The organism is Limnohabitans sp. MMS-10A-192 (assembly GCF_003063335.1).
In the GTDB taxonomy this organism is placed as follows: Bacteria; Pseudomonadota; Gammaproteobacteria; order Burkholderiales; family Burkholderiaceae_C; genus Limnohabitans_A.
Window position 1 is genome coordinate 184,489 of record NZ_NERX01000002.1, and the last position, 19,979, is coordinate 204,467.

Here is a 19,979-nt window from a genome sequence, read left to right on the forward strand (position 1 = left end):
GATTTTAGGCTTTGGTCGGTGTGGTGCTGGCCTGCTCAACGAGTGCCGCAGGCAAAGTGAAGCGAAACACGGTGCCCTTGGTCGTCTGCGCCTCGAACTCCAGATGCCCACCGTGTTGTTCAACCACGGTACGGCAAAGGCTCAGGCCCAGGCCCATGCCCTCGGCTTTGGTTGTGAAAAAGGGTGTGAAAAGTTGCTCGGCCACTTCGGGTGCAATGCCCGTGCCCACATCGGTGACAGCGAATTCCACCCAACTTTGTTCGGCATTGGATGCTCCTCGCCGGGCTTGCAAGAGCAACACGCGCTCTGTGCATTCGGGCCGGTCCATGGCCTGCATGCCGTTGCGCGCCAGGTTCAGCAGCACTTGTTCAACCATGGTGCGGTCACACCACACGGCAGGCAGGCGCGGCTCAATGCGGGTCACCACGTTCACCTGCAGTTTGCGGGCCTGCAGATTGACCAAAGGCAAGATGGCATCCATCAGCGCATGGGGTGTCACGGCTTCGCGGGCCTGGTCGCGGCGGCGCACAAAGTCGTGCACGCTGTTGATCACGCGCCCGGCCCGGCCGGCTTGTTCGGCAATGCGGCGCAGCGCCATGTGCACATCGTCTTGCGATTGCGCCAAGGCATCGGGGTCTTTGAGCAAATTGAGCGATCCGTTGGCATAACTGGCAATGGCGGCCAGTGGCTGGTTCAGTTCATGGCTGAGCAGCGAAGCCATCTCGCCCACCGTGGCCAGCCTGGCGGTGGCCTGCAAACGCTCCTGGCTGGCGCGTGAGACTTCTTCAATGCGGCGCTGCTCGCTGATGTCGATGACCGCGCCCATCCAGCCGCTTTGCTGGCCTTGGGTGTTGATCAGCGGGGCTTCGATGATCAGCACCGGAAAGCGCGTGCCATCTTGGCGCATGAACACCGATTCGAAACCTTCGCGCGGCGGGGCATTGCCCGCCAGTCGGATCGCTTGGCGTTGTTTGTATTCGTCCACCATTTCGGGTGGCCAGTAAGGCATGGGGGCGTTGTGTCCAATGAGCGCACTGGCCGGTAGGCCCACCATGTCGCAAAAAGCCGGGTTGACGTAGGTGATGAGGCCCTCCAAATCCCGCGCGCGCAAGCCGGTGACCAAGGAGTCTTCCATGGCTTTGCGAAAAGCCAGCGCATCGGCCAGGGCGTGTTCGGCTTTGAGGCGTCTGCGCGAGTCCTTGACCAAAAGCACCATCACCGTGATCAGTGCAATCGACATGGCGGTGACCAAGGCGGTCAGCACGTTGGGGAACAAATCGGGTTCGCCCCTGCGGCTGTCCATGCGCAGCACCAGGGTGTTGCCCGGCAAGTCCACCAATTGCTGCGCTGTGAACAGCCGCAGGCCGCGTCGCTGGGTGCCGGCAATGGCCAGGCGTGTGCCGTCGGCTTCGGTGAAAGACACTTCGTTGCGTCGGCCCAGTGTGTTGCCCAAACGCTCGGCCAGCATGGCTTGCAGACCATAGGTCACGATGGTGTAACCCACCAGCTCGCCTGCCAGTGTTTGCGGCAGGCACAGCTCCATGACCTCCATGCCCAAGCCGTCGGTTTGGGGCACGTAGTAGCTGGTGGAATAGGCGGGACCGTTGAGCCGCCGTGCCCGCTGGCATGCTTGAATGCCTTCTGCGAACGTGTCGATTCGCGGTGCGCGTTCAAAGACGGGTGCGCGCAGGGGGGACTCCACAAACGCCAGGCTATTGAGCCGCGCATCGCGCCACTCCAGGCGCAACCAGTCGCGGTTGTCGCGCAATAAAGTGAGGGCCTCTGTGGACCAGCTTTTGAGCGTGGTGTGCTGTGCCTGCAGTGCTTGCAAGGTCTGCACATCCAGAGACAGGCCGCTGCGGATGTCGTTGACCGCATCGGTGGTGTCGCGCTCCAGTTCGGCTTGCAGTTGGCTGATTTCGTAGCGTCCAGCAAGCCACACCAGCGTGACCAGCACAGCCACCACCAGTGCCATGAGGGCGGCCCACAAGGAACGCCGTCCGGAGACCTTGAACAGCCCCTCGTTTTGCGCCAAGCGCCAAGCACGCAGGCCTTTCAAGAGGGGTTGAAAAATCTGCAACGATCGCAGCGATTTCATCGTCTGTTTACTTTGTTGGCGCATCGGTTTTGTCTGCATCGCGCGACACGCGTTTGACGCGTGGTGCAGTCCAGTTGCCGTCGATCAGGAACTCCTGTGTCGAAGCACGGCTCAAAGGTGATTGCAAGTAAAGCTGTGCCAAAAAGGTGGTCAGGCCAACCAGCGGATTGACAGCGATGCCGGCCACCAAAGACGCTGTGCCGGTGTCCACCTCGGGCAAAATCACCACACGCAATTGCTGTGTTTCCTTGGACAGGTCTGCCCAGCCATCCAGTTGCACCACAGCATTGATGCCCTTGATTTGCAAGTTGCGCGTGGTGGCAATGCCATGGTCGATGCTGACATGTCCTGTCACAGAATCGAAGGCAAAACCTTCGTAGAACACGTCACGAAAATCCAGCAAAAAGCGGCGCGGCAAGGCTTGCAAGCTGAGCACGCCCAGCAGTTTGGCAGCACCTGCGTCGGCTTTGAGGAATTGACCGCGGCCCATCTTCACGTCGAACTGGCCGCTCATGCTGGGGTGGTGCAGTGTCAGCGGCGAACCGTTCCAACTGATGTGGCCTTCTAGATCGCCACTGCCGTCGCGCAGGGCGCCAGGGGTGCCCAAGCGTGTCAGCAAGTCCCCAGCATCGTTGACGGTCAAGCGAAAATTCATTTCGGTTTTGCGCAAGTTGCTGCCTTCGCTGGCCGTCAGCCACCGGCCGGTGCTTCGCAGTGTGGCCTCCGGCAAGATGATGTTGAATTTGTTGAGTCGCCATTCGCCGGCGGGTTTGCCTCTCGGTATGGCCAGCGCACTGTTGAGTGCTTCGATTTCGATGCGTCCCAGTTTCAGGCCACGCAGTTCCAGTTGCTCGATCACGATGTCCAGCGCGGGCAGCTGGGTTGGCGGTGCATCCAACAGGCTTTCGACATCGGCTGCGCTGGATGGAGGCAGGTTCAGGCGTGCGAGGCGGGCATACAAATGGCCTGGCTGGCCACCGGAGGATTGGCGAAACTCGAGGTGCCCACTCAACTCGCGGGCATCCACGTTGGCGCGCCATGTCAAGCCATCGCGCGAACCACCGGCGACCACTTCATGAAGGGTGCGGCCTTCAGCGGTGATGGTGTTGGCTTGCAAACCAATGCGAGTTGGCAAGTAGCTTTGCATGGCGCTGTGGTCCTTGCCAGACGCCTCTGCATTCTGGCTGGCGGGCCACAAGGCCTGCCACTCGCCGACAGAGAATTGGTCGATCGTGATGGTGGCGGCAACACCGGCTTCGGGCATGGGCGGCAAGGCGCCGTTGGCGTTGCCCAAACTCATGCTGCCGCGCAAGACGCGAGGCGTTTGACCTGACAGGTCGCGCACATACTGAACCGCGGCCACGCGGCCCAGATCAATTTGCAGGCGGTCTTGTAAATTGCTGCCGGTGTTTTGGACGCGGCTGCGTATGCTCAGCGGCATGGCCGATGCCGCTGACTTGTTCAATGGCGCGGGCAACTTCAGTCCCAGGCCTTCCAGTTGACTTTGAATGAGCAGCTCGGGTTGGCCCTGACGCCACCCCAGATTGGCGGTGTAAGGCGTGCTGCCACTGAGGTGTTTGGCCAAGTCATCAAGGGGTTGGAATTCGCGGGCTTGACGCAAGCCTTCGGCGCTGATTTCGCCTTGTGCACGCAGCTGCAATGTGGGTTCGCTGCTGTTGCTGGTGGGCCGCAAACCGCCTTCTATCCGGATCGGGCCGCCCAGAAAACGTGCCTGAACGGCATTCAGGCTAAAACCAGATTCTGAAAATTGAATGGTCCCTTGGGCTTTTTCAAAAACCGGTAACACCGTGCTTGCCCGCAAATCGTTGCTGTTCAAGGCAAGGGCGCCTTGCACTTTGGTGTTGTGCGTCGCCAGCAAGGGGATGCTCAGTTTGAGGCGGGTTTGGATGACGCCCGTGGCTTGCATGTCATGCAAGGCCGAGCCCAAGAGCTTGTCCAGGGCTGACTTTTGAATCAGGCTGAGCACTTGCGCGGCAGGGCCTTTTTGTTCTGCAGAGACTTCCAGTGTGGCTTGCTCGGCCATGTTGGCAATTTTGGCCTGGATGCCGCTCAAAGGCATGCCCGTTTTTGCCTCGCCAGCGCGGGCCGAGGCATCGCTGAGTTTCATGCCCAATCGGTCAAACACCAGTTGTCCCGAGAGTTCGTGCAGACGTGGCCAGGGCAGGCTGTTGCTGGGCATCAAAGATGCGGGCACATAGTCCAGTTCCACACCGTTCAAACGTCCGGCGAATCGGAATTCACCATCTTTGGGGTTGGCAAAGGGCAAACGATCGAGGTCGCCTTTGATGTTGACCTGGACCCCGCTGTAGCTGCCCTTGACCACGGCATCGCGCACATACTGGCGTACCGATGCGGGCAAAGACAGGGGCAGGTAACGGTGTACACGCGCTGCATTGGCCTGGCTGACCTGGCCTTGCAACTCGAGCATGCCCAGGCCTTTCGCACGGCCATGCCATTGACCTTGCCATTGGCCATTCAGATCGGCGTTGTTCAGTTGCACAGACCATTGCGGCACGTCCCACAAGCCATCCTTGTGTTGCCAACGTGCCTGGGCATGCAGACTGTTGATGGGCACGACGGGCTCTTCCAGAATGCCTGGCAACATGAGGGCAGCGCCTGCGCCCATGTCAAGCTGCATTTGACCGCCGGCCTGTGTCATTTTGACTTGGACCTGAGCCCCTTGCACCCCTGGCCAACTTGGCGAGCGCTCCTGTGTTGCGCTGGGTGCGCGTGCTGGCAGGTTCAAATTTCTAACGTTCGCTTGGGCTTCATAGCTTTGCGGATTTTCCCAGTCACCCACCCAAGCCAATTGCAGTGCGTCCACTTGGCCCATCACGTCGGCTGTTTGCAGTTGTTGGTGCAATGCATCGGGCAGCGGCAAGCGCAAAGACAGATCGCGCAGCGCTTGCAAATCGAGGTGGTCGCCCTGGATGCGGCCTTGAGCGGGTTTTCGTGCCTGAAGTTGTTCGTGGGTGTAGGTCAACTTCAGGTTGCCACCAGGCCAATGCAGACCTTCGGCGCTGACAAAAGACAAGTTCTGCAAAGCGAGTGAAAATTTTTGCGGGAGCCGCTGCACAGAGACGCGCCCTGAGACGTGTTCAAAAGCCAAGGGCGCTCGTTGTGGGTCCAGTCGGATGTTCAGATCGGTCAGGTCGCTGTCGGCCGCGCCTCCGGTCCATTGCCCTTTTTCAAAATCGCTCCACAGTCGCAAGGCGCCTTGGCCGGACTGGATGTCTGCGCCCAGATGCACTTGCTTGCGCAGTTGTGCCACGTCGACTTTGGGGAAATAGGCGTAGGCCTGCCCTGACCAGTCCGAGAACTGCGCCGCGTGTGTGGACAGCAAGCCTCGCTTGAAGCGCCCCACCGTCACGAAACGTGCGCCCCATTCTTCGGGGGGGGTTGCGTCCAGCCGCATGTCGTGAAAACGGGTCGAATTGCGCAGGACCAGATCGACCTCACGCAACGCCAGCGTTTCGGTGGCCGGCGCCGGTTTGTCCGACGGCCGTGTCTTGCCCTTGGGGGGCAGTTGTGCACGCTCGTTGGTCCAGCGGACGGTGCCAGCACGCACCAGCACTTCGTTTTGAGAGAACAGCCAATCGGCTGCGGCGCTGTTGCCTTGCGGGTTGGGGGGTAAATCCAGACCCGCGATCAACCAATGGCCGTCAGCGGTCCACCGGATGTCCAGCTCTGGCGCGTCCAGCACCAGCTGTTCAAGGCGAAGGCGCAAGACCGACCGAACGCTGATGGCCAGCACCACGCGCGGCAAGATCAGCCCGGGTCGACCTTGGGCGTCGAGCAATTCAATTTGGCGCAGCTCAAAAGAGGGTGCCCAACCTGTCGATTGCGCAGACAAGGCGCCGATGCGAACCGGCACCCCCATGGTTTGCTGGGCCAAGCGCTCCAGTGCGGGGCGGTAATCAGCGATTCGCGGCACAATCCATAAATGCAGGACGCCCCAGGCCAGCCCCAGCAACAAACACAGCACCAGCAGCACCCAGCTCAGGGCGTGGATGCCGTGGTTCAGCCACCGAGTCAGGCGGGGAAAATGGGGGATGGACAGCACAAACGTTTGAATCAGAAAGTTGGCAGGAATTATGACCCGCAGTGTGCCTTTGGATGTCGTTCAGCCCACGAATGAGCAGGTTTCGGCAAATTTGGCTTCGCATTCACGTTTTGTGCAGCGTTTGCAGCGCCGTTATGCCGACTGGCTGCCCCTCTTGCCGCCAGGCGCGCCGACCCGAAACAGCCTGAGCGAGACCTTTGCCGCCCTTCAGGACAAAGGGCTGGACACCGGCGCCGCCTTGCGGGTGTTGCGCCAACTGACCATGGAGCGCCTGGTTCAGCTCGATTGCACGCAGCAGGCGCCGCTGCAGGCCATCACCCACGGCATGACCTGGCTGGCCGAAGTCACGCTCGACATCGCTTGCCGGCAGGCGCTGGCCGATCTGGACAACAACCACGGCGCGCCCATGACGGCCGGCGGCCAGCGTGCCGAGCTGTGGATTGTTGGCATGGGCAAGCTCGGTGCGCGCGAGCTCAATGTCTCCAGCGACATCGACCTGATTTATGTGTACGACGAAGACGGCGAGACGGCGGGCAACGCCGAGGGCCGCAACAAGATTTCGACGCAGGAATATTTCAGCCGTGCCGTCAAACGCATGTATGCGCTGATTGGCGACACCACCGAGCATGGCTTTGTGTTCCGGGTGGATTTGGCGCTGCGCCCCAACGGCAACTCGGGCCCCAGCGTCGTGTCTTTGGGCGCACTGGAAGAATATTTGCTGGTGCAAGGTCGCGAGTGGGAGCGCTTTGCCTGGATGAAAAGCCGAGTCGTGGCGCCCCGCAGTGCGGTGGTCAGCGGCTCGGCTCAGAATTTGCGCAGCGTGGTGTTGCCCTTTGTGTTTCGCCGGTATCTGGACTACAACGTGTTCGAGTCGTTGCGCACGCTGCACCAGCAAATCCGCGACCATGCGGCCAAGCGCAGCGCGGGCCACCCCGAGCGCGCCAACGATGTGAAGCTCTCGCGTGGCGGCATCCGGGAGATCGAGTTCACCGTACAACTCTTGCAGGTGGTGCGCGGCGGGCAGTTTCCAGAGCTGCGCACGCGCCCCACGCTGGACGCCTTGCAGCGTGTGGCCAAAGCGGGCCTCATGCCACAGGCCACCGCCGATGCCCTGAGCGCGGCCTATGTGTTCTTGCGCCAGGTGGAGCACCGCATCCAGTACCTGGACGACCAGCAAACCCATGTATTGCCCACACGCGATGACGACCTGGCCTGGATCGCCCAGACCATGGGGTATGCCGATACCTGCCGCTTTTTGAGCGCGCTCGACGCGCACCGCGAAGTGGTGGCGCAAGAGTTTGACATCTTGCTCGGCGGTGACCGCGAGTGCAAAGGCTGCAACGGCAAAAACGGGCAACGGGCCCCTGCCGAGCTGGACGGCATCGCCAGCGTGTTCAGTGGCCGCATCGGTGAGCGCCTGGCCCAATGGCCTGGCAATCCCCGTGTGCAAGCCTTGCGCGACGACGCTCGAGGCCGTCTCATGCGCTTGCTGCAACGCACGGCCCAGTGGCTGCAAGAAGGCCGCGTCAGCGAAGAAGCCGTGCTGCGCATGGTCGACTGGATCGAGCCCTTGCTGCGCCGCGAAAGCTATCTCGCGCTCATGCTGGAGCGCCCCTCGGTGCACGAGCGGCTGCTGCGTTTGTTGGGCGCGGCCAAATGGCCTGCCCGTTACTTGTTGCAACACCCGGGCGTGATCGACGAACTGGCTGGCGGCAACTTGTTTGACAGCCGCTTTGATGCCGCCGAATTTGAAGCCGAACTGCAAGCGCGTTTGGTCGCGCTGCAGCGCACCGGCGAAGACGACGAAGAAAGCCTTTTGAATTTGCTGCGCCGCGCCCACCACGCCGAGCAGTTCCGCACGCTGGCGCGTGACGTGGAAGGTGTGCTCACGGTGGAACAGGTGGCCGATGACCTGAGCGCCTTGGCAGACGCGGTGCTGCGCGTGACCGCGCGTTGGTGCTGGAGCCGCCTCAAGCAACGGCACCGCGACGAGCCTGCCATTGCCATCATCGCGTATGGCAAGTTGGGCGGCAAAGAATTGGGCTACGGCAGCGACCTGGACATCGTGTTTGTGTACGACGACGAAGATGAACGCGCCCAGGAAATTTATGCAGCCTTTGTGCGCAAGCTCATCAACTGGATGACCGTCAAGACCGCTGACGGCGATTTGTACGAAATCGACACCGCCTTGCGCCCCAACGGCAACGCGGGTCTTTTGGTCACGCGTTTTGAGGCCTATGCCGACTACCAAGCGCAACGCGGCAGCAACGCCGCCTGGACTTGGGAGCACCAAGCCATGACCCGCGCCCGTTTTGTGATGGGCTTGCCCTCACTGGCGCCCCGCTTTGACGCCGTGCGCCACGCCGTCATCAGCGCTGAGCGCGATGCGGCCAGCCTCAAGGCTGAAATCGTGGCCATGCGCGAACGCGTGCGCCAGGGTCATGCGGTCAAGGCGGACCGTTTTGATGTCAAGCACAGCCCCGGCGGCATGGTCGACGCAGAGTTTGCCGTGCAATACCTGGTGCTGCTGCACACCGCCCAGCACCCTGAGCTGGCCGACAACGTGGGCAACATCGCTTTGCTGCAACGCGCAGAAAAAGTTGGCTTGTTGCCTGCGGGTGTGGGCGAAGCGGCGGCCAATGCTTACCGCGAGATGCGCCGAGTGCAGCACCGGGCCCGCTTGAATGAAGAGCCCACTGATGTCCCCCTGGCCGCATTGGCGTCAGAGCGCGATGCGGTGTTGGCGCTGTGGCGCTGGGCCATGGCTTAGAACTTGTATTCGGCTTTGAGCTTGAGGGTGCGTCCGTAGTAGTTGGCGTATCGGGTGTCCACGCCATTGATGATGCCGGTGGAGATGAGCCGCAAGGGTGGTGTTTTGTCGGTGAGGTTGGCGATGAGACCGCTCAATGTCCATTGGCGATGGGTTTGCCAGCGGGCGCCTAAATTAAGTGTCCAGTACGCAGGCACTTTTCGCTCAATGTCGGTGTATTCGCCCGTCACCAGATTCAGAAGGCTTACCGTTTCCTTGTTCCCAGACCGGTAATTCACGGCGCTGAAGATGCTCCAATTCGATTGCTCCAGCCCTAAGGACATCATGAATTGGTGCTTTGGTGTGACGGTATAACTATTTGGATTGAATTGCCCCAAATCTGATTGGTAATCGCCGTTCGGCGCAGATTGTGATTTGGAGGTCAGGTTCCACGTGCCCTTGAGGTTCAGGCGTAAGCGGCCAAAGTCGGTGGGATGGCGCCATTGGGCATCGTAATCAATGCCTTGATAAATTGCGTGGCCGAGATTTTTGTTCAACGACTTGAGGTAACTGTCAGGCCCCTCGACCAAAAATTGTGCACGGAGCAGAGGGTCGCGGAGGATCGACTCAGCTGTTAAGTTTCCAAATGTGTCCTTGAGTTGCAATTGCCACAGATCGGCGCCAAGGGTCCAGGTGGGGTTGGGCTCCCAACGCACGCCCACACTGGACTGGATCGAGCGCTCGGGTTTTAAATCGGGGTTCCCGTAGGTTTTTACTTGAATATAAGTGTCGCTGATCGGATCTAGTACATAGCCCAAGCGCGTGCTGAGAGGCATCATTTGGGCCAATGTCGGTGCCCTGAATCCGGTGCCAACAGACGCCCGCAACATTAAATCAGAAGCAGGCCGCCACCGCCACCCCAGTTTTCCCGTTTGTACTTGTCCAAAATCAGAGTACTGGTCTTGACGAAGTGACGCGGTGAGTTCACTGCGCGCGCTCACAGGGAGCTGGAGCTCCCCGTAAACAGCGGTGTTGCTGCGTTGGGCTGTAAAGTCTGGTCTTTGTGTTGTGTTGATCAACGGGTTGACGAAATTGCTGATGCTTTCACGGCGCCAGTTCAAGCCAAGACCCAAGGCAATGGGACCATGGTCGGTATTGGCCAATTCTTTAGAGGCCAGCAAGTCCAGAGCGTTCAAGTGGGTGTTGGCGTCATCCAGCAATAAATTTTCTTTTTGCTGATGAGGGCTGAACTTGGCCCAAGTTGAGTCAGAAAGCTGGCGGTAATCTTGCGAAAAATCCTCAAGGGTCAAACCTGATTTTTGGATGGCTCGCCATTGTGCTGCTCGAACGATCCCGCTGGTGTATTCACGAACGACACGGTGCTCGCCATTGGACAGTGACGCCACGACGTCCCAGTCTTCAATTTGCCCTCGCAGTCCCAAGGTGGCTTGGTATGACTTGTTGGTGTAGGCCTGTGTGATGGGTCCCAAGGGCTGAGAGGTGAACAAGGCATAGTTGCCATCACTGAGTGGAATTCCCAGGTCATACGAGTCTTTGGCGACGAAGGATTGAACATATTCGCCCAGCAACAATTGGCCGAAGGCATGCCAGTTGTTGTTAAGTTGCACTTCACCGCTTGCAAAGATTTGTTTTTTGTCCAATCCCGGGTAAAGCGTCAAGGCGGTTTGCGTATTGCGGTAACACTCCGCATACTGACCGTTGGACAGTCCATACCACTGATCGGGGCACCGTCCAGTTTGGCTCAGGACTGGGTGGGTAGTGATGCCTTCAGGCGTCATGATGTTCGCCGGCCAGCCGTGCAAACTGAGGTTGTTACCCAGTGACCAAAGCTTTTGACCGTTCACGTCCAGGACATAAGCGGCTTCTTTGGACGCCATGCGATCGCCTGCATAAAGCGGTTTTTGCTTTTCCAGGGACAGATGCAGCTGCACACTGAAGCCGTCAATTTCGGTTTTGCCCTTGCCCCACGACAAGTTCATTTGCTCGCCTACTGCTTTGCCGCCTGCTGGCCAGGTCAGTTGCGTGCTGATGGTGGTGCCTTGAACGGAGGATTTGGTGATGATGTTGACCACGCCAGCCATGGCGTCAGAACCGTACCGTGTCGATGCGCCATCGGTGAGGATTTCAATCCGTTCGATGGCTGACAATGGAAGTATGTTCAAGTCGATATAGGCGCGTTCTCCGGCAATGGGGTTGTTGCCGTAATACGGCAGGCGCCTGCCATTGAGCAAAACCAGCGTGCCGCTGGCATAGCCATGTATGGCGGCAGATTGCGGGCCGCCGGCGCCGGTCCCGAGCGTCCCGTTTTCTGCAAAATTGTTCATCAATGGCAGCTGTTGCAGCAACTCGCTCAAGTTGGTGCTGCCGGTGCGTTCAATCTCGCGTTGTGTGATGACTTGGACGGGCAAGGCCTCCTTGGCCTCTTTGGCCAAGATGGCTGACCCCGTGATTTCTACTTTTTCAAATTGCCGGTATTCCAGCGGCGTATCGTTGATCTCTAGAGCAGGATATTTATTCAACGGCGCATCGGTCTGGGCCATGGCCGGCATGAGTGAGGTGGCAGACCAAGCTGCGGCGCAGCTCCAGTGAATGAGCTTATTCATGATTTCCTCCCTGAGCTGTCATGTGCATGCGCTTTTTGCGTCTTTTGCACTTCTGAAGATTGGTGAGTGGCAATTAAATCACAAAATTGATTTTTATGTCTATTAACGTAGTCAATTGAAAAAAACAACTAAGCGCATAGTAGTTGAAGCTTATGGCGGACTCTGTACAGATGGCTGAATTCCGCAATGGCAAGTCATAAAAGGGCGAAATATGGCAATCGAGAGACTGACGTCTTGACCCTGCTCAGGCCATGGGCTTTCCGCTGCGTGCGGCAGCTCAAAACACCGCAGCTGGAGCAGCCCAGTCTGGTCTCACCGTCGACGCGGTCAAGCCGCCACGATGGTTGAGCGTATGTCCAAAGATGGTCCTTGAGCGCTTGGCAAGAGGCCATTGCCGGTGTCGATGCTCGCGGACTGAAGTGCGTAGCGCCTGCGCTTTTCAAACGACAATCAGAAAAAACCAACTGGCTTTGAGGTGACATCCAAGCCATGAATAGAAAAATGTATCCAAAAGAACCCTTGCTGCTCGTCCCCGGCCTCATGTGCAATGAGGCCGTCTGGGCGCCAGTGACCCCTTTCATCGCGCATGCAGCGGATTGCCAGGTGGTGGACCATGGCGCAGCCGACAGCTTGCCGCTGATGGCCGAGCAACTGCTGCAAAAAGCACCCGCACGGTTTGCTTTGGCGGGCCATTCCATGGGGGCCAGGGTTGCTTTGGAGGTGGTGCGCCAGGCGCCGGACCGTGTCAGCCGCATCGCCTTGCTGGACACCGGCTACTTGCCCTTGGCCCAGGGGGATGCGGGGCGGGCCGAACAAGACAAACGCCAGCAACTGCTGCACATTGCCCGCACCCAAGGCGTGCGCAGCATGGCCAGCGCCTGGGTGCAAGGTATGGTGCATCCTCAGCGCTTGGCGGATGCGGCCTTGATCGAAACCATTGTGGCCATGTTCGAATGCAAGAGTGATGACATTTTTGAAGCGCAGATCCGTGCCCTGCTGGCGCGGCCAGATGCCCGCCCAGTGTTGCAAAGCCTGAGTGTGCCGACCCTGATCGCTTGTGGCGATCAGGACTTGTGGGCGCCTTTGGCCCAGCACCAGGCGATGCGGGCATTGGTGCCGCATGCCCGGCTGGCCGTTTTTGCCGATGCAGGCCACATGGCCCCAATGGAGCAGGCCCAAGCGGTGGCAGACGCCTTGCTGCATTGGTTGGCTGCTTAATTCATTGGCTGGGCAAGGGGCAAAGAAGGCCATTAAACTGACCCGTCGGTCAATGAGGCGGGAAGTTCACATGAAACACGTTTGGAATCAAAAAAGGCTGGCCATGGCTGCCGGTCTGCTGGCATGGGCCGCGCAGGGCATGGCCGCTGGCCCTGCGGCCATGCCCACAGCCGCATGTCCGGCCTTGCTGAACCACACGGTGGAGCGTTTGCAGGATGAAAAGCCCCAATCCTTGTGTCAATACAGCGGCAAGGTCTTGCTGGTGGTGAACACCGCCAGTTTTTGTGGTTTCACATCGCAGTACAAAGGGCTGGAGGCCTTGCATACCAAGTACAAAGACAAGGGCTTTGCGGTGCTGGGTTTTCCGTCCAACGATTTTTCGCAAGAGACCGGCAGCAACAAGCAAATCGCCGATTTTTGCGAAAACACCTTCGGCGTGAAGTTCCCCATGTTCACCAAGACCCAGGTCACGGGCGACGGGGCTTCACCGCTCTACAAACAATTGATCGCCGAATCGGGCCAAAAGCCCCGCTGGAATTTTTACAAATACCTCATTGGCCGTGATGGCAAGCTGCTGGACAGCTATGGCAGCATCACCGGGCCAGACAGCAAGTCGCTCATCTCGGCGATTGAGAAATCCTTGAAAACTGCACCATGAATTCTCCACGCATGAAGTTGGCCATTGTGGGCTCGGGCATTTCAGGCCTGGCCGTGGCACACACGCTCCGAGGCGTGGCGGACATCACTTTGTTCGAAGCGGGCGATTATTTTGGCGGGCACACCCACACGGTGGATGTGACGCTGCCAACGGCCAAGGGCGTGGTCACTCACGGCGTGGACACAGGGTTTTTGGTCTTCAATGAGCGGACCTATCCGAACTTGATCCAGCTGTTTTCTGATCTGCAGGTCGAGACGGCGCCGTCAGACATGTCGTTTTCGGTGAAAGTGCCTGGCGCCAAAAATGGCCGAGCCCTGGAGTGGAGCGGCACCAACCTGAACACGGTGTTTGCGCAACGCGGCAACTTGGTGAGCCCCCGTTTTTGGCGCATGCTCAGCGATGTGATCCGCTTCAACGAGCTGTGCACCCGCATCGCACAAGAGCAAAGTGAGCAAGCCTTGCAGCAGCCGCTGAAAGATTTTCTGACCACGCACAAGTTCAGTGAGCAGTTCCGTGATTGGTATTTCTTGCCGATGCTCGGCTGTATCTGGAGTTGCCCAACCGATCAGATGCTGCAGTTTCCCGTGGCCACCATGATCCGCTTTTGCCACAACCATGGGCTGATCCAAGTGATGAACCGGCCACAATGGTTCAGCGTGGTGGGCGGTGCGCGGCAATACGTGGACAAAATTTTGGCCCATGTGCCCGACAAGCGCTTGAACACACCCGTGCGCATGGTTGAGCGCGATGAGCAAGGCGTGCGCATCATCACCGATGGGCGCACCGAGCATTTTGACGAGGTCGTGATCGCCACGCACACCGACCAGGCCCTGGCCATGCTGCGCGAAGCCACACCCAACGAACAGCATGTGCTGGGCAGCATCCGCTACCAGGCCAATCGCGCGGTCTTGCACACCGATGCTTCGATGTTGCCTGCCAATCCCAAGACCTGGGCCGCCTGGAATTACGAGCGTGCCCCCAGCAATGAGCGCGAGTCGTCGCGCGTGTGTTTGCATTACCTGCTCAACCGCTTGCAGCGCATCCCGTTTGAGCAGCCGGTGGTGGTGTCGCTCAACCCGGTGCAAGGCATCGATCCGTCCACCATCGTGGGTGAGTACGACTACGCGCACCCTGTGTTTGATTTGCGGGCCATCAAGGCCCAGCAGTGCTTGCCCTTGATTCAGGGCTTGCAACACACTTGGTTTGCGGGGGCGTGGGCTGGTTATGGATTTCACGAGGACGGGCTCAAATCGGGCCTGCAGGTGGGCCGCATGTTGCTGAGCAAAATGAAAGCCACCACCCCATGAACACGGCGGGTGCCTGCATTGGCTGGGGCCAGGTGCGGCACACCCGCATGCGCCCTGCGCGCCACGCTTTTGTGTACCCCACCGCATTTTTGATGTTGCCCATGCGCCGTTTGCAGGCCCATGCCGCCACAGCCGATTTGGCCATCAACCGCCGGGCCTGGTTTGCCTTTCACGACGTGGACCATGGCGACGGGCGCCCAGCCGATCAAGGCGGTGCCTTGGCCTGGATGGACGAGTTGCTGCATCAAGAAGGCATCACCGATGCGCAAGGCGAAGTTTGGTTGCAGACGTTTCCCCGTGTGCTGGGCCATGCCTTCAAGCCGGTCAGCTTTTGGTACGCGCACCGCAGCGACGGCAGCTTGGCGGCCATTGTGGCCGAGGTCAACAACACCTTTGGCGAGCGGCACTGTTACCTCTTGCCCAAGCCCCAATACGGTCACACGCTGAGGGCCGACAAGGTTTTCCATGTCTCGCCTTTTTGCGACGTGCAGGGCGAATACCGTTTTCGCTTCATGCGCACCCAGCGCGATGGCCAAGAGCAACTGGTGGCCCGCGTGGAGCATGCCGACGCCGACGGCCCTCTGATTGACACCAGCTGGAGTGGCACGCTGGAGCCGGCCACTGCGGCGGCCCTGCGCCGTGTGATGTGGCGCTTTCCCCTGCTCACGCTGGGTGTGGTGGCCCGCATCCACTGGCACGCCTTGCTCTTGTGGCTCAAAAAGGTTCCTTTTTGGCGCAAGCCCGCGCCCCCTTCATTGTTTGTGACCCGATGAAAAACGACACCGAATCGATGGCTTCCCCCTTGAATGGCGCAATGGCGCCCGTGGCCGCAGCCTCTGTCCCTCTGCCCCAAGCGGCCAAGCGGGTGATGGCCTTGCTGGCCCGCTTGAAGGTGGGCACCCTCACCTTGTACGGCCCCGATGGTGCCGTACATGTGTTTGGCAACCACCAGGCCCCTTTTGCCACGCTGCACATTCAGCGCTGGGAGGTGTGCGCCGCCGTGCTCAAGTCGGGCGACATCGGCTTTGCAGAAGCCTATATGGATGGCGATTGGGCCACGCCCTCTTTGGCGGATTTGTTGCGCTTGTTCATCGCCAACCGCCGCGAGATCGAAAGCGCCATTTATGGCCACTGGCTGGGGCGCTTGGCGTACCAGGTCAAACATTGGCTGCACCGCAACAACAAAACCAACAGCCGCAAAAACATCCACGCGCATTACGACCTGGGCAATGCGTTTTACCAAGTTTGGCTGGATGGCACGATGAATTACTCGTCGGCCTTGTTTGACGGCGACAAGACCCAGGACATGGCGGAGGCGCAAAAAGCCAAAGTCCGCCGGGCCTTGCGCATGACGGGTGTCCAGCCGGGAGACCGGGTGTTGGAGATCGGTTGCGGTTGGGGTGCTTTGGCCGAGGCAGCCACCTGCGAGCTGGGTGCGCACATCACGGGCGTGACCTTGTCCACCGAACAGCTGGCCTTTGCCCAAGCGCGCATGAGCCGTTTGGGTGTGGCGGCGCAGGCCGATTTGCGTTTGCAGGATTACCGCGACATCAGCGATGCACCGTTCGATGCGATTTGCTCGATCGAGATGATCGAGGCGGTGGGCCAAGCGTATTGGCCCACGTATTTTCAGACCGTGAGTCGCTTGCTCAAGCCCGGTGGTCACGCTTGCATCCAGAGCATCACCATCGACGATGCCTTGTTCGACCGGTATGTGAAGTCCACCGACTTCATCCAGCAGTACATCTTCCCGGGCGGCTGCTTGCCCAGTCCGAGCGAGTTCCGCAAGCAAGCGCGTGCCGCAGGCCTGGAGGTGGTGGACGAGTTGAACTTTGGCCCCGACTACGCCGAGACCTTGCGTCGTTGGCGCGACAGCTTCATGGCGCAGCTGGACCATGTTCGCGCCCTCAAGTTCGATGACCGCTTCATTCGATTGTGGGAGTTTTATCTGGCGTATTGCGAAGCGGCTTTTGATGAGGCCAACATCGATGTGATCCAGTTCACATTGCGCAAGCCCGCTTGAGCAGGCCATGTTTCGCGCCATTCGTTCATCGATCCTGACACTCTCATGCGTGGTCATGGGTGCATTGCCATCGGCTTGGGCGGATACAGCTTTGGTGTCTGAGACGGCGGTGCCCAAGGGCGCCGTGCCGACAGCCTTTTCGCGCTTGCGTGTGTGGGGCTTTGATGTCTACGACGCCCGACTGTGGACTTTGCCGGGCTTCGTTGCGTCCCGGTTTGAACAACAGCCGTTTGCGCTGGAGCTGAAGTATTTGCGCAAGCTCGATGGTGATGCCATCGCCAGCCGGTCGATACAAGAAATGCGACGTGTAGGCACGTTCAGCGAGCAGCAGGAAAAAACCTGGCTTCAGGCCATGCGGCAGTTGTTTCCCAATGTGGATCACAACGACCGCATCACAGGATTGAACTGGCCCGGCAAAGGGGTGGAGTTTTGGTTCAACGGGCAGCGCTTGGGGCTGGTGCAAGACCCCGTTTTTGCCCGGTTATTTTTTGGCATTTGGCTGCACGAACGCACGTCTGAGCCCAAGATGCGTTTGCAGCTTTTGCAAGGCTTGGCGCCGTGAATGGTGCCAGGCTCCCGAGCTGGTCCAATGAAAGGCACATCATGACTGCATTCGATCACCGTCGCCGCGCTTTGCGGCGCATGGCCGTATTCCCTCTGGCCGCAAGCCTGCCCTTTGTGGGGGGCTGTGCATCGCCTCAGGTGCAGCAGTACGCGCAAGAAAAACCCAACCTCGACTTGCGCACCTACTTCAATGGCAAGGTCGACGCTTGGGGCGTCTTCACCGACCGCAGCGGTCAGGTGGTCAAGCGCTTCACGGTCGAGATGGATTGCAGCTGGCAAGGTGACGAAGGCGTGTTGGATGAAGCCTTTGTGTATTCAGATGGCACACGCCAGCGCCGCATCTGGAAGCTCAAAGCCGGGCCAAACGGCGCCTATACCGGCGTGGCCGACGATGTGGTGGGCCAAGCCCAGGGCCAGGTCAGTGGCAACGCTTTTCGCTGGGGCTACACCCTCGCCTTGCCGGTTGACGGCAAGGTCTGGGAGGTGGACTTTGACGACTGGATGTACCTGATGGACGAGCGGGTGATGCTCAACAAGGCGACCATGAGCAAGTGGGGCATTCGCCTGGGCGAAGTGACTTTGTCCTTCACCCGCCGCACGCCTTTGGCGTTGCCGAAATGAAGGCCTTGAACACACCCATCACCGATTGGACGGGCCGACGCGTCTGGCTGGTGGGCGCATCCACTGGCATTGGCTTAGCCTGTGCGCAGCAGATGCGGCAAGCCGGTGCGCTGGTGATCATTTCAGCGCGCAATCCGCAAGGCGTTAGTGACTGGGCCGCAAGCGATACGGGTGTCCAATGGCAGCCATTGGATGTCACGGTGCAGGCCGATGTGCAGGCCACAGCGCAGAATATTCTGGCGCAAGGTCCGCTCGACATGGTGGTCTATGCCGCAGGCCACTACCGCGCTCAACGCGCTACGGCGATGGACTTGCAGCAGCTGTTGCAACACGACCGGGTCAATTACCAGGGGGCTTTGCAGGTGCTGGATGCCGTCTTGCCCGGCCTGTTGGCGCAAGGTCATGGCCACATCAGCTTGCTCAGCAGTGTGGCGGGGTGGCGCGGCTTGCCCAATGGTCTGGCCTATGGCCCGACCAAGGCGGCCCTGACCCATTTGGCCGAAACCCTGTACCTCGATTTGCAAGACGTGGGCATCGGCGTGAGCGTGGTCAACCCCGGTTTTGTCGACACACCTTTGACAGCGCAAAACGAGTTCACCATGCCCGCCTTGATCAGCCCTGAGCAAGCGGCTCAAGCGATGCTCAAGGGCTGGGCCCAAGGTACTTTTGACATCCACTTTCCCAAGCGATTTACCCTGTGGCTCAAGCTCTTGCGCGTCTTGCCCTACCGTTGGTACTTTCCGCTGGTGCGGCGCTTCACAGGACTTTGACCATGGACACACGCCTTGCCACCGCCCGCCTGGCCCGGTTCTTTGAAGCGTTGACGCCGCAAAGCGTGCCGCAGTTGCATGCCTTGTATGACGCACAGGCCCACTTCAAGGACCCCTTCAATGAGGTGCAGGGATTGCCCGAGATCGAGCGCATTTTTCGGCACATGTATGTGGCGCTGGATGGGCCGCATTTCGTCATCACCAGCCAGTTGGTCGATGGGGCGCAGGCCTTTTTAACTTGGGAGTTCCGCTTTCGCTTCAAGCGCTTTGACACGCACACTTTGCAAACCGTGCGTGGCGGCAGCCACATCCTGTTCAACGAGCAAGGCTTGGTGACCTTGCACCGAGACTACTGGGATGCGGCCGAAGAGTTGTACGAAAAACTGCCCCTGCTGGGCGGGGTGATGCGTTGGCTCAAAAAGAAGGCCAACACCTGAGGTGATCCTCAAGTCGGAGCTGTAGCCCCGACGGTGAAGCGTTGCCATGCGGGGATGGATCATCGTCGCAGCTTCAGCTGCGAGCGACAGCCACATCAAGCCGGTTGGCTGTCTGCGAAGCTGGGGCGTTGCGACAGTTTGTCGTAGAGCTTTTGCAAGTTTGGATAAGGTGTGCGCCAGTCGATCTGCGGGAAGCGGAAGTCCAGATAGCCGACCGCGCAGCCCACAGCGATGTCCGACAAGCTCATGTGGATGCCTGAGCAAAACGCTTTGTCGCCCAAACCCAGGCTCATGGCGCGCAGGCTGTGGTGGATTTTGTCCTGTTGCCGGTCAATCCAGGCCGTGCTGCGCTGGCTGTCTGTGCGCCCGGGCCACACGGCCTCCAGGCGAGCCAGGATGGCGGCATCAAGCAGGCCATCGGCCAATGCTTCCCAGGTTTTGACTTCGGCACGCTCGCGCCCCGCAGAAGGAATGAGTTTGCCCACGGGCGAGAGGGTGTCCAGGTACTCCACGATCACGCGTGAGTCGAACACGGCTTCGCCGCCTTCCATGATCAGGCAGGGTACTTTGCCCAAAGGATTGGACTCATGAATGCGAGTTTGCTCAGACCAGACATCTTCGTTGATGAACTGGTAGTCCAGCTTTTTTTCGGCCATGACAACGCGCACTTTGCGCACGTAAGGACTGGTGATGGCGCCGATGAGTTTCATGTGTCCAGAAGTCTTGTGAAGATGAGGACGATTCTAGGGGGGAGAATCTGCAAAGTGCCTGACAGGCCACAGGATTGTGTCGCTTAGGCTCTTGAAAGCCTCGCCAACTACAATTG

Annotated in this window: 14 protein-coding genes; 10 read left to right on the forward strand and 4 right to left on the reverse strand. The window is 59.5% G+C overall.

Annotated features, from left to right (window positions below; all coding sequences use genetic code 11):
• Positions 1-4: 4 nt before the first annotated feature.
• Both B9Z43_RS05725 and B9Z43_RS05730 read right to left on the reverse strand, forming a co-directional pair.
• Positions 5-2,098: a sensor histidine kinase gene (locus B9Z43_RS05725; protein ID WP_108323611.1), complete on the reverse strand. Its 2,094-nt coding sequence runs from the start codon at positions 2,096-2,098 to the stop codon at positions 5-7.
• Between the two features lie 7 nt (positions 2,099-2,105).
• Positions 2,106-6,182 (reverse strand): YhdP family protein, encoded by a 4,077-nt coding sequence (locus B9Z43_RS05730; RefSeq protein WP_233250041.1) that lies wholly within the window; start codon positions 6,180-6,182, stop codon positions 2,106-2,108.
• Between the two features lie 31 nt (positions 6,183-6,213).
• Between B9Z43_RS05730 and glnE the strand changes: the two genes are divergently transcribed.
• Positions 6,214-8,952 carry a bifunctional [glutamate--ammonia ligase]-adenylyl-L-tyrosine phosphorylase/[glutamate--ammonia-ligase] adenylyltransferase gene (gene glnE / locus B9Z43_RS05735; RefSeq protein ID WP_108323615.1) on the forward strand — a complete coding sequence of 913 codons (2,739 nt, stop codon included), beginning with the start codon at positions 6,214-6,216 and terminating at the stop codon, positions 8,950-8,952.
• On the opposite strand, the gene B9Z43_RS05740 is transcribed toward glnE, so the two are convergent.
• Positions 8,949-11,555, reverse strand: coding sequence for a TonB-dependent siderophore receptor (locus B9Z43_RS05740; protein WP_108323618.1), 2,607 nt, complete (start codon positions 11,553-11,555; stop codon positions 8,949-8,951). The two genes, glnE and B9Z43_RS05740, sit on opposite strands and share 4 nt — an antisense overlap.
• Before the next feature lie 501 nt (positions 11,556-12,056).
• Here B9Z43_RS05740 and B9Z43_RS05745 point away from each other — a divergent pair.
• The 9 genes from B9Z43_RS05745 to B9Z43_RS05785 all read left to right on the forward strand — a co-directional run bounded on the left by B9Z43_RS05745 (position 12,057) and on the right by B9Z43_RS05785 (position 19,153).
• Positions 12,057-12,773 (forward strand): alpha/beta fold hydrolase, encoded by a 717-nt coding sequence (locus B9Z43_RS05745; protein ID WP_108323620.1) that lies wholly within the window; start codon positions 12,057-12,059, stop codon positions 12,771-12,773.
• Positions 12,774-12,843: 70 nt separating this feature from the next.
• Positions 12,844-13,431, forward strand: a complete 588-nt coding sequence (locus tag B9Z43_RS05750; protein WP_369910066.1) for a glutathione peroxidase — start codon at positions 12,844-12,846, stop codon at positions 13,429-13,431.
• An 11-nt stretch (positions 13,432-13,442) separates the two neighbouring features.
• The gene (locus B9Z43_RS05755; RefSeq protein ID WP_108323625.1) at positions 13,443-14,738 is read left to right on the forward strand and encodes an NAD(P)/FAD-dependent oxidoreductase; all 1,296 of its coding nucleotides are present in this window, start codon (positions 13,443-13,445) and stop codon (positions 14,736-14,738) included.
• Complete coding sequence (locus B9Z43_RS05760; protein ID WP_108323627.1) at positions 14,735-15,511, forward strand: DUF1365 domain-containing protein; 777 nt, start codon at positions 14,735-14,737, stop codon at positions 15,509-15,511. Before B9Z43_RS05755 ends, B9Z43_RS05760 begins: the two co-directional genes overlap by 4 nt.
• 17 nt (positions 15,512-15,528) lie before the next feature.
• Complete coding sequence (locus B9Z43_RS05765; RefSeq protein ID WP_369910077.1) at positions 15,529-16,761, forward strand: class I SAM-dependent methyltransferase; 1,233 nt, start codon at positions 15,529-15,531, stop codon at positions 16,759-16,761.
• A gap of 7 nt (positions 16,762-16,768) precedes the next feature.
• Positions 16,769-17,323 carry a chalcone isomerase family protein gene (locus tag B9Z43_RS05770; protein ID WP_108323632.1) on the forward strand — a complete coding sequence of 185 codons (555 nt, stop codon included), beginning with the start codon at positions 16,769-16,771 and terminating at the stop codon, positions 17,321-17,323.
• 80 nt (positions 17,324-17,403) lie between these two features.
• Positions 17,404-17,946: a DUF3833 domain-containing protein gene (locus B9Z43_RS05775; protein ID WP_108323634.1), complete on the forward strand. Its 543-nt coding sequence runs from the start codon at positions 17,404-17,406 to the stop codon at positions 17,944-17,946.
• Entirely contained in the window at positions 17,943-18,716 is a 774-nt protein-coding gene (locus B9Z43_RS05780; RefSeq protein WP_108323636.1) for an SDR family oxidoreductase, read from the forward strand. Before B9Z43_RS05775 ends, B9Z43_RS05780 begins: the two co-directional genes overlap by 4 nt.
• Before the next feature lie 2 nt (positions 18,717-18,718).
• The gene (locus B9Z43_RS05785; RefSeq protein ID WP_108323639.1) at positions 18,719-19,153 is read left to right on the forward strand and encodes a nuclear transport factor 2 family protein; all 435 of its coding nucleotides are present in this window, start codon (positions 18,719-18,721) and stop codon (positions 19,151-19,153) included.
• A 95-nt stretch (positions 19,154-19,248) separates the two neighbouring features.
• Here B9Z43_RS05785 and B9Z43_RS05790 read toward each other — a convergent pair whose 3' ends face one another.
• Positions 19,249-19,863, reverse strand: a complete 615-nt coding sequence (locus B9Z43_RS05790) for a glutathione S-transferase N-terminal domain-containing protein (RefSeq protein WP_108323642.1) — start codon at positions 19,861-19,863, stop codon at positions 19,249-19,251.
• Between the last annotated feature and the right edge of the window lie 116 nt (positions 19,864-19,979).

Bases quoted from the DNA above. Each gene is read 5' to 3' on its own strand.
- B9Z43_RS05740 (WP_108323618.1), bottom strand. From the start codon at position 11,555: ATGAATAAGCTCATTCACTGGAGCTGCGCCGCAGCTTGGTCTGCCACC.
- B9Z43_RS05745 (WP_108323620.1), top strand. From the start codon at position 12,057: ATGTATCCAAAAGAACCCTTGCTGCTCGTCCCCGGCCTCATGTGCAAT.
- B9Z43_RS05775 (WP_108323634.1), top strand. From the start codon at position 17,404: ATGGCCGTATTCCCTCTGGCCGCAAGCCTGCCCTTTGTGGGGGGCTGT.
- B9Z43_RS05785 (WP_108323639.1), top strand. From the start codon at position 18,719: ATGGACACACGCCTTGCCACCGCCCGCCTGGCCCGGTTCTTTGAAGCG.
- B9Z43_RS05790 (WP_108323642.1), bottom strand. From the start codon at position 19,863: ATGAAACTCATCGGCGCCATCACCAGTCCTTACGTGCGCAAAGTGCGC.
- B9Z43_RS05780 (WP_108323636.1), top strand. From the start codon at position 17,943: ATGAAGGCCTTGAACACACCCATCACCGATTGGACGGGCCGACGCGTC.
- B9Z43_RS05750 (WP_369910066.1), top strand. From the start codon at position 12,844: ATGAAACACGTTTGGAATCAAAAAAGGCTGGCCATGGCTGCCGGTCTG.
- B9Z43_RS05725 (WP_108323611.1), bottom strand. From the start codon at position 2,098: ATGAAATCGCTGCGATCGTTGCAGATTTTTCAACCCCTCTTGAAAGGC.
- B9Z43_RS05755 (WP_108323625.1), top strand. From the start codon at position 13,443: ATGAAGTTGGCCATTGTGGGCTCGGGCATTTCAGGCCTGGCCGTGGCA.
- B9Z43_RS05765 (WP_369910077.1), top strand. From the start codon at position 15,529: ATGGCTTCCCCCTTGAATGGCGCAATGGCGCCCGTGGCCGCAGCCTCT.
- glnE (WP_108323615.1), top strand. From the start codon at position 6,214: ATGACCCGCAGTGTGCCTTTGGATGTCGTTCAGCCCACGAATGAGCAG.
- B9Z43_RS05760 (WP_108323627.1), top strand. From the start codon at position 14,735: ATGAACACGGCGGGTGCCTGCATTGGCTGGGGCCAGGTGCGGCACACC.
- B9Z43_RS05770 (WP_108323632.1), top strand. From the start codon at position 16,769: ATGTTTCGCGCCATTCGTTCATCGATCCTGACACTCTCATGCGTGGTC.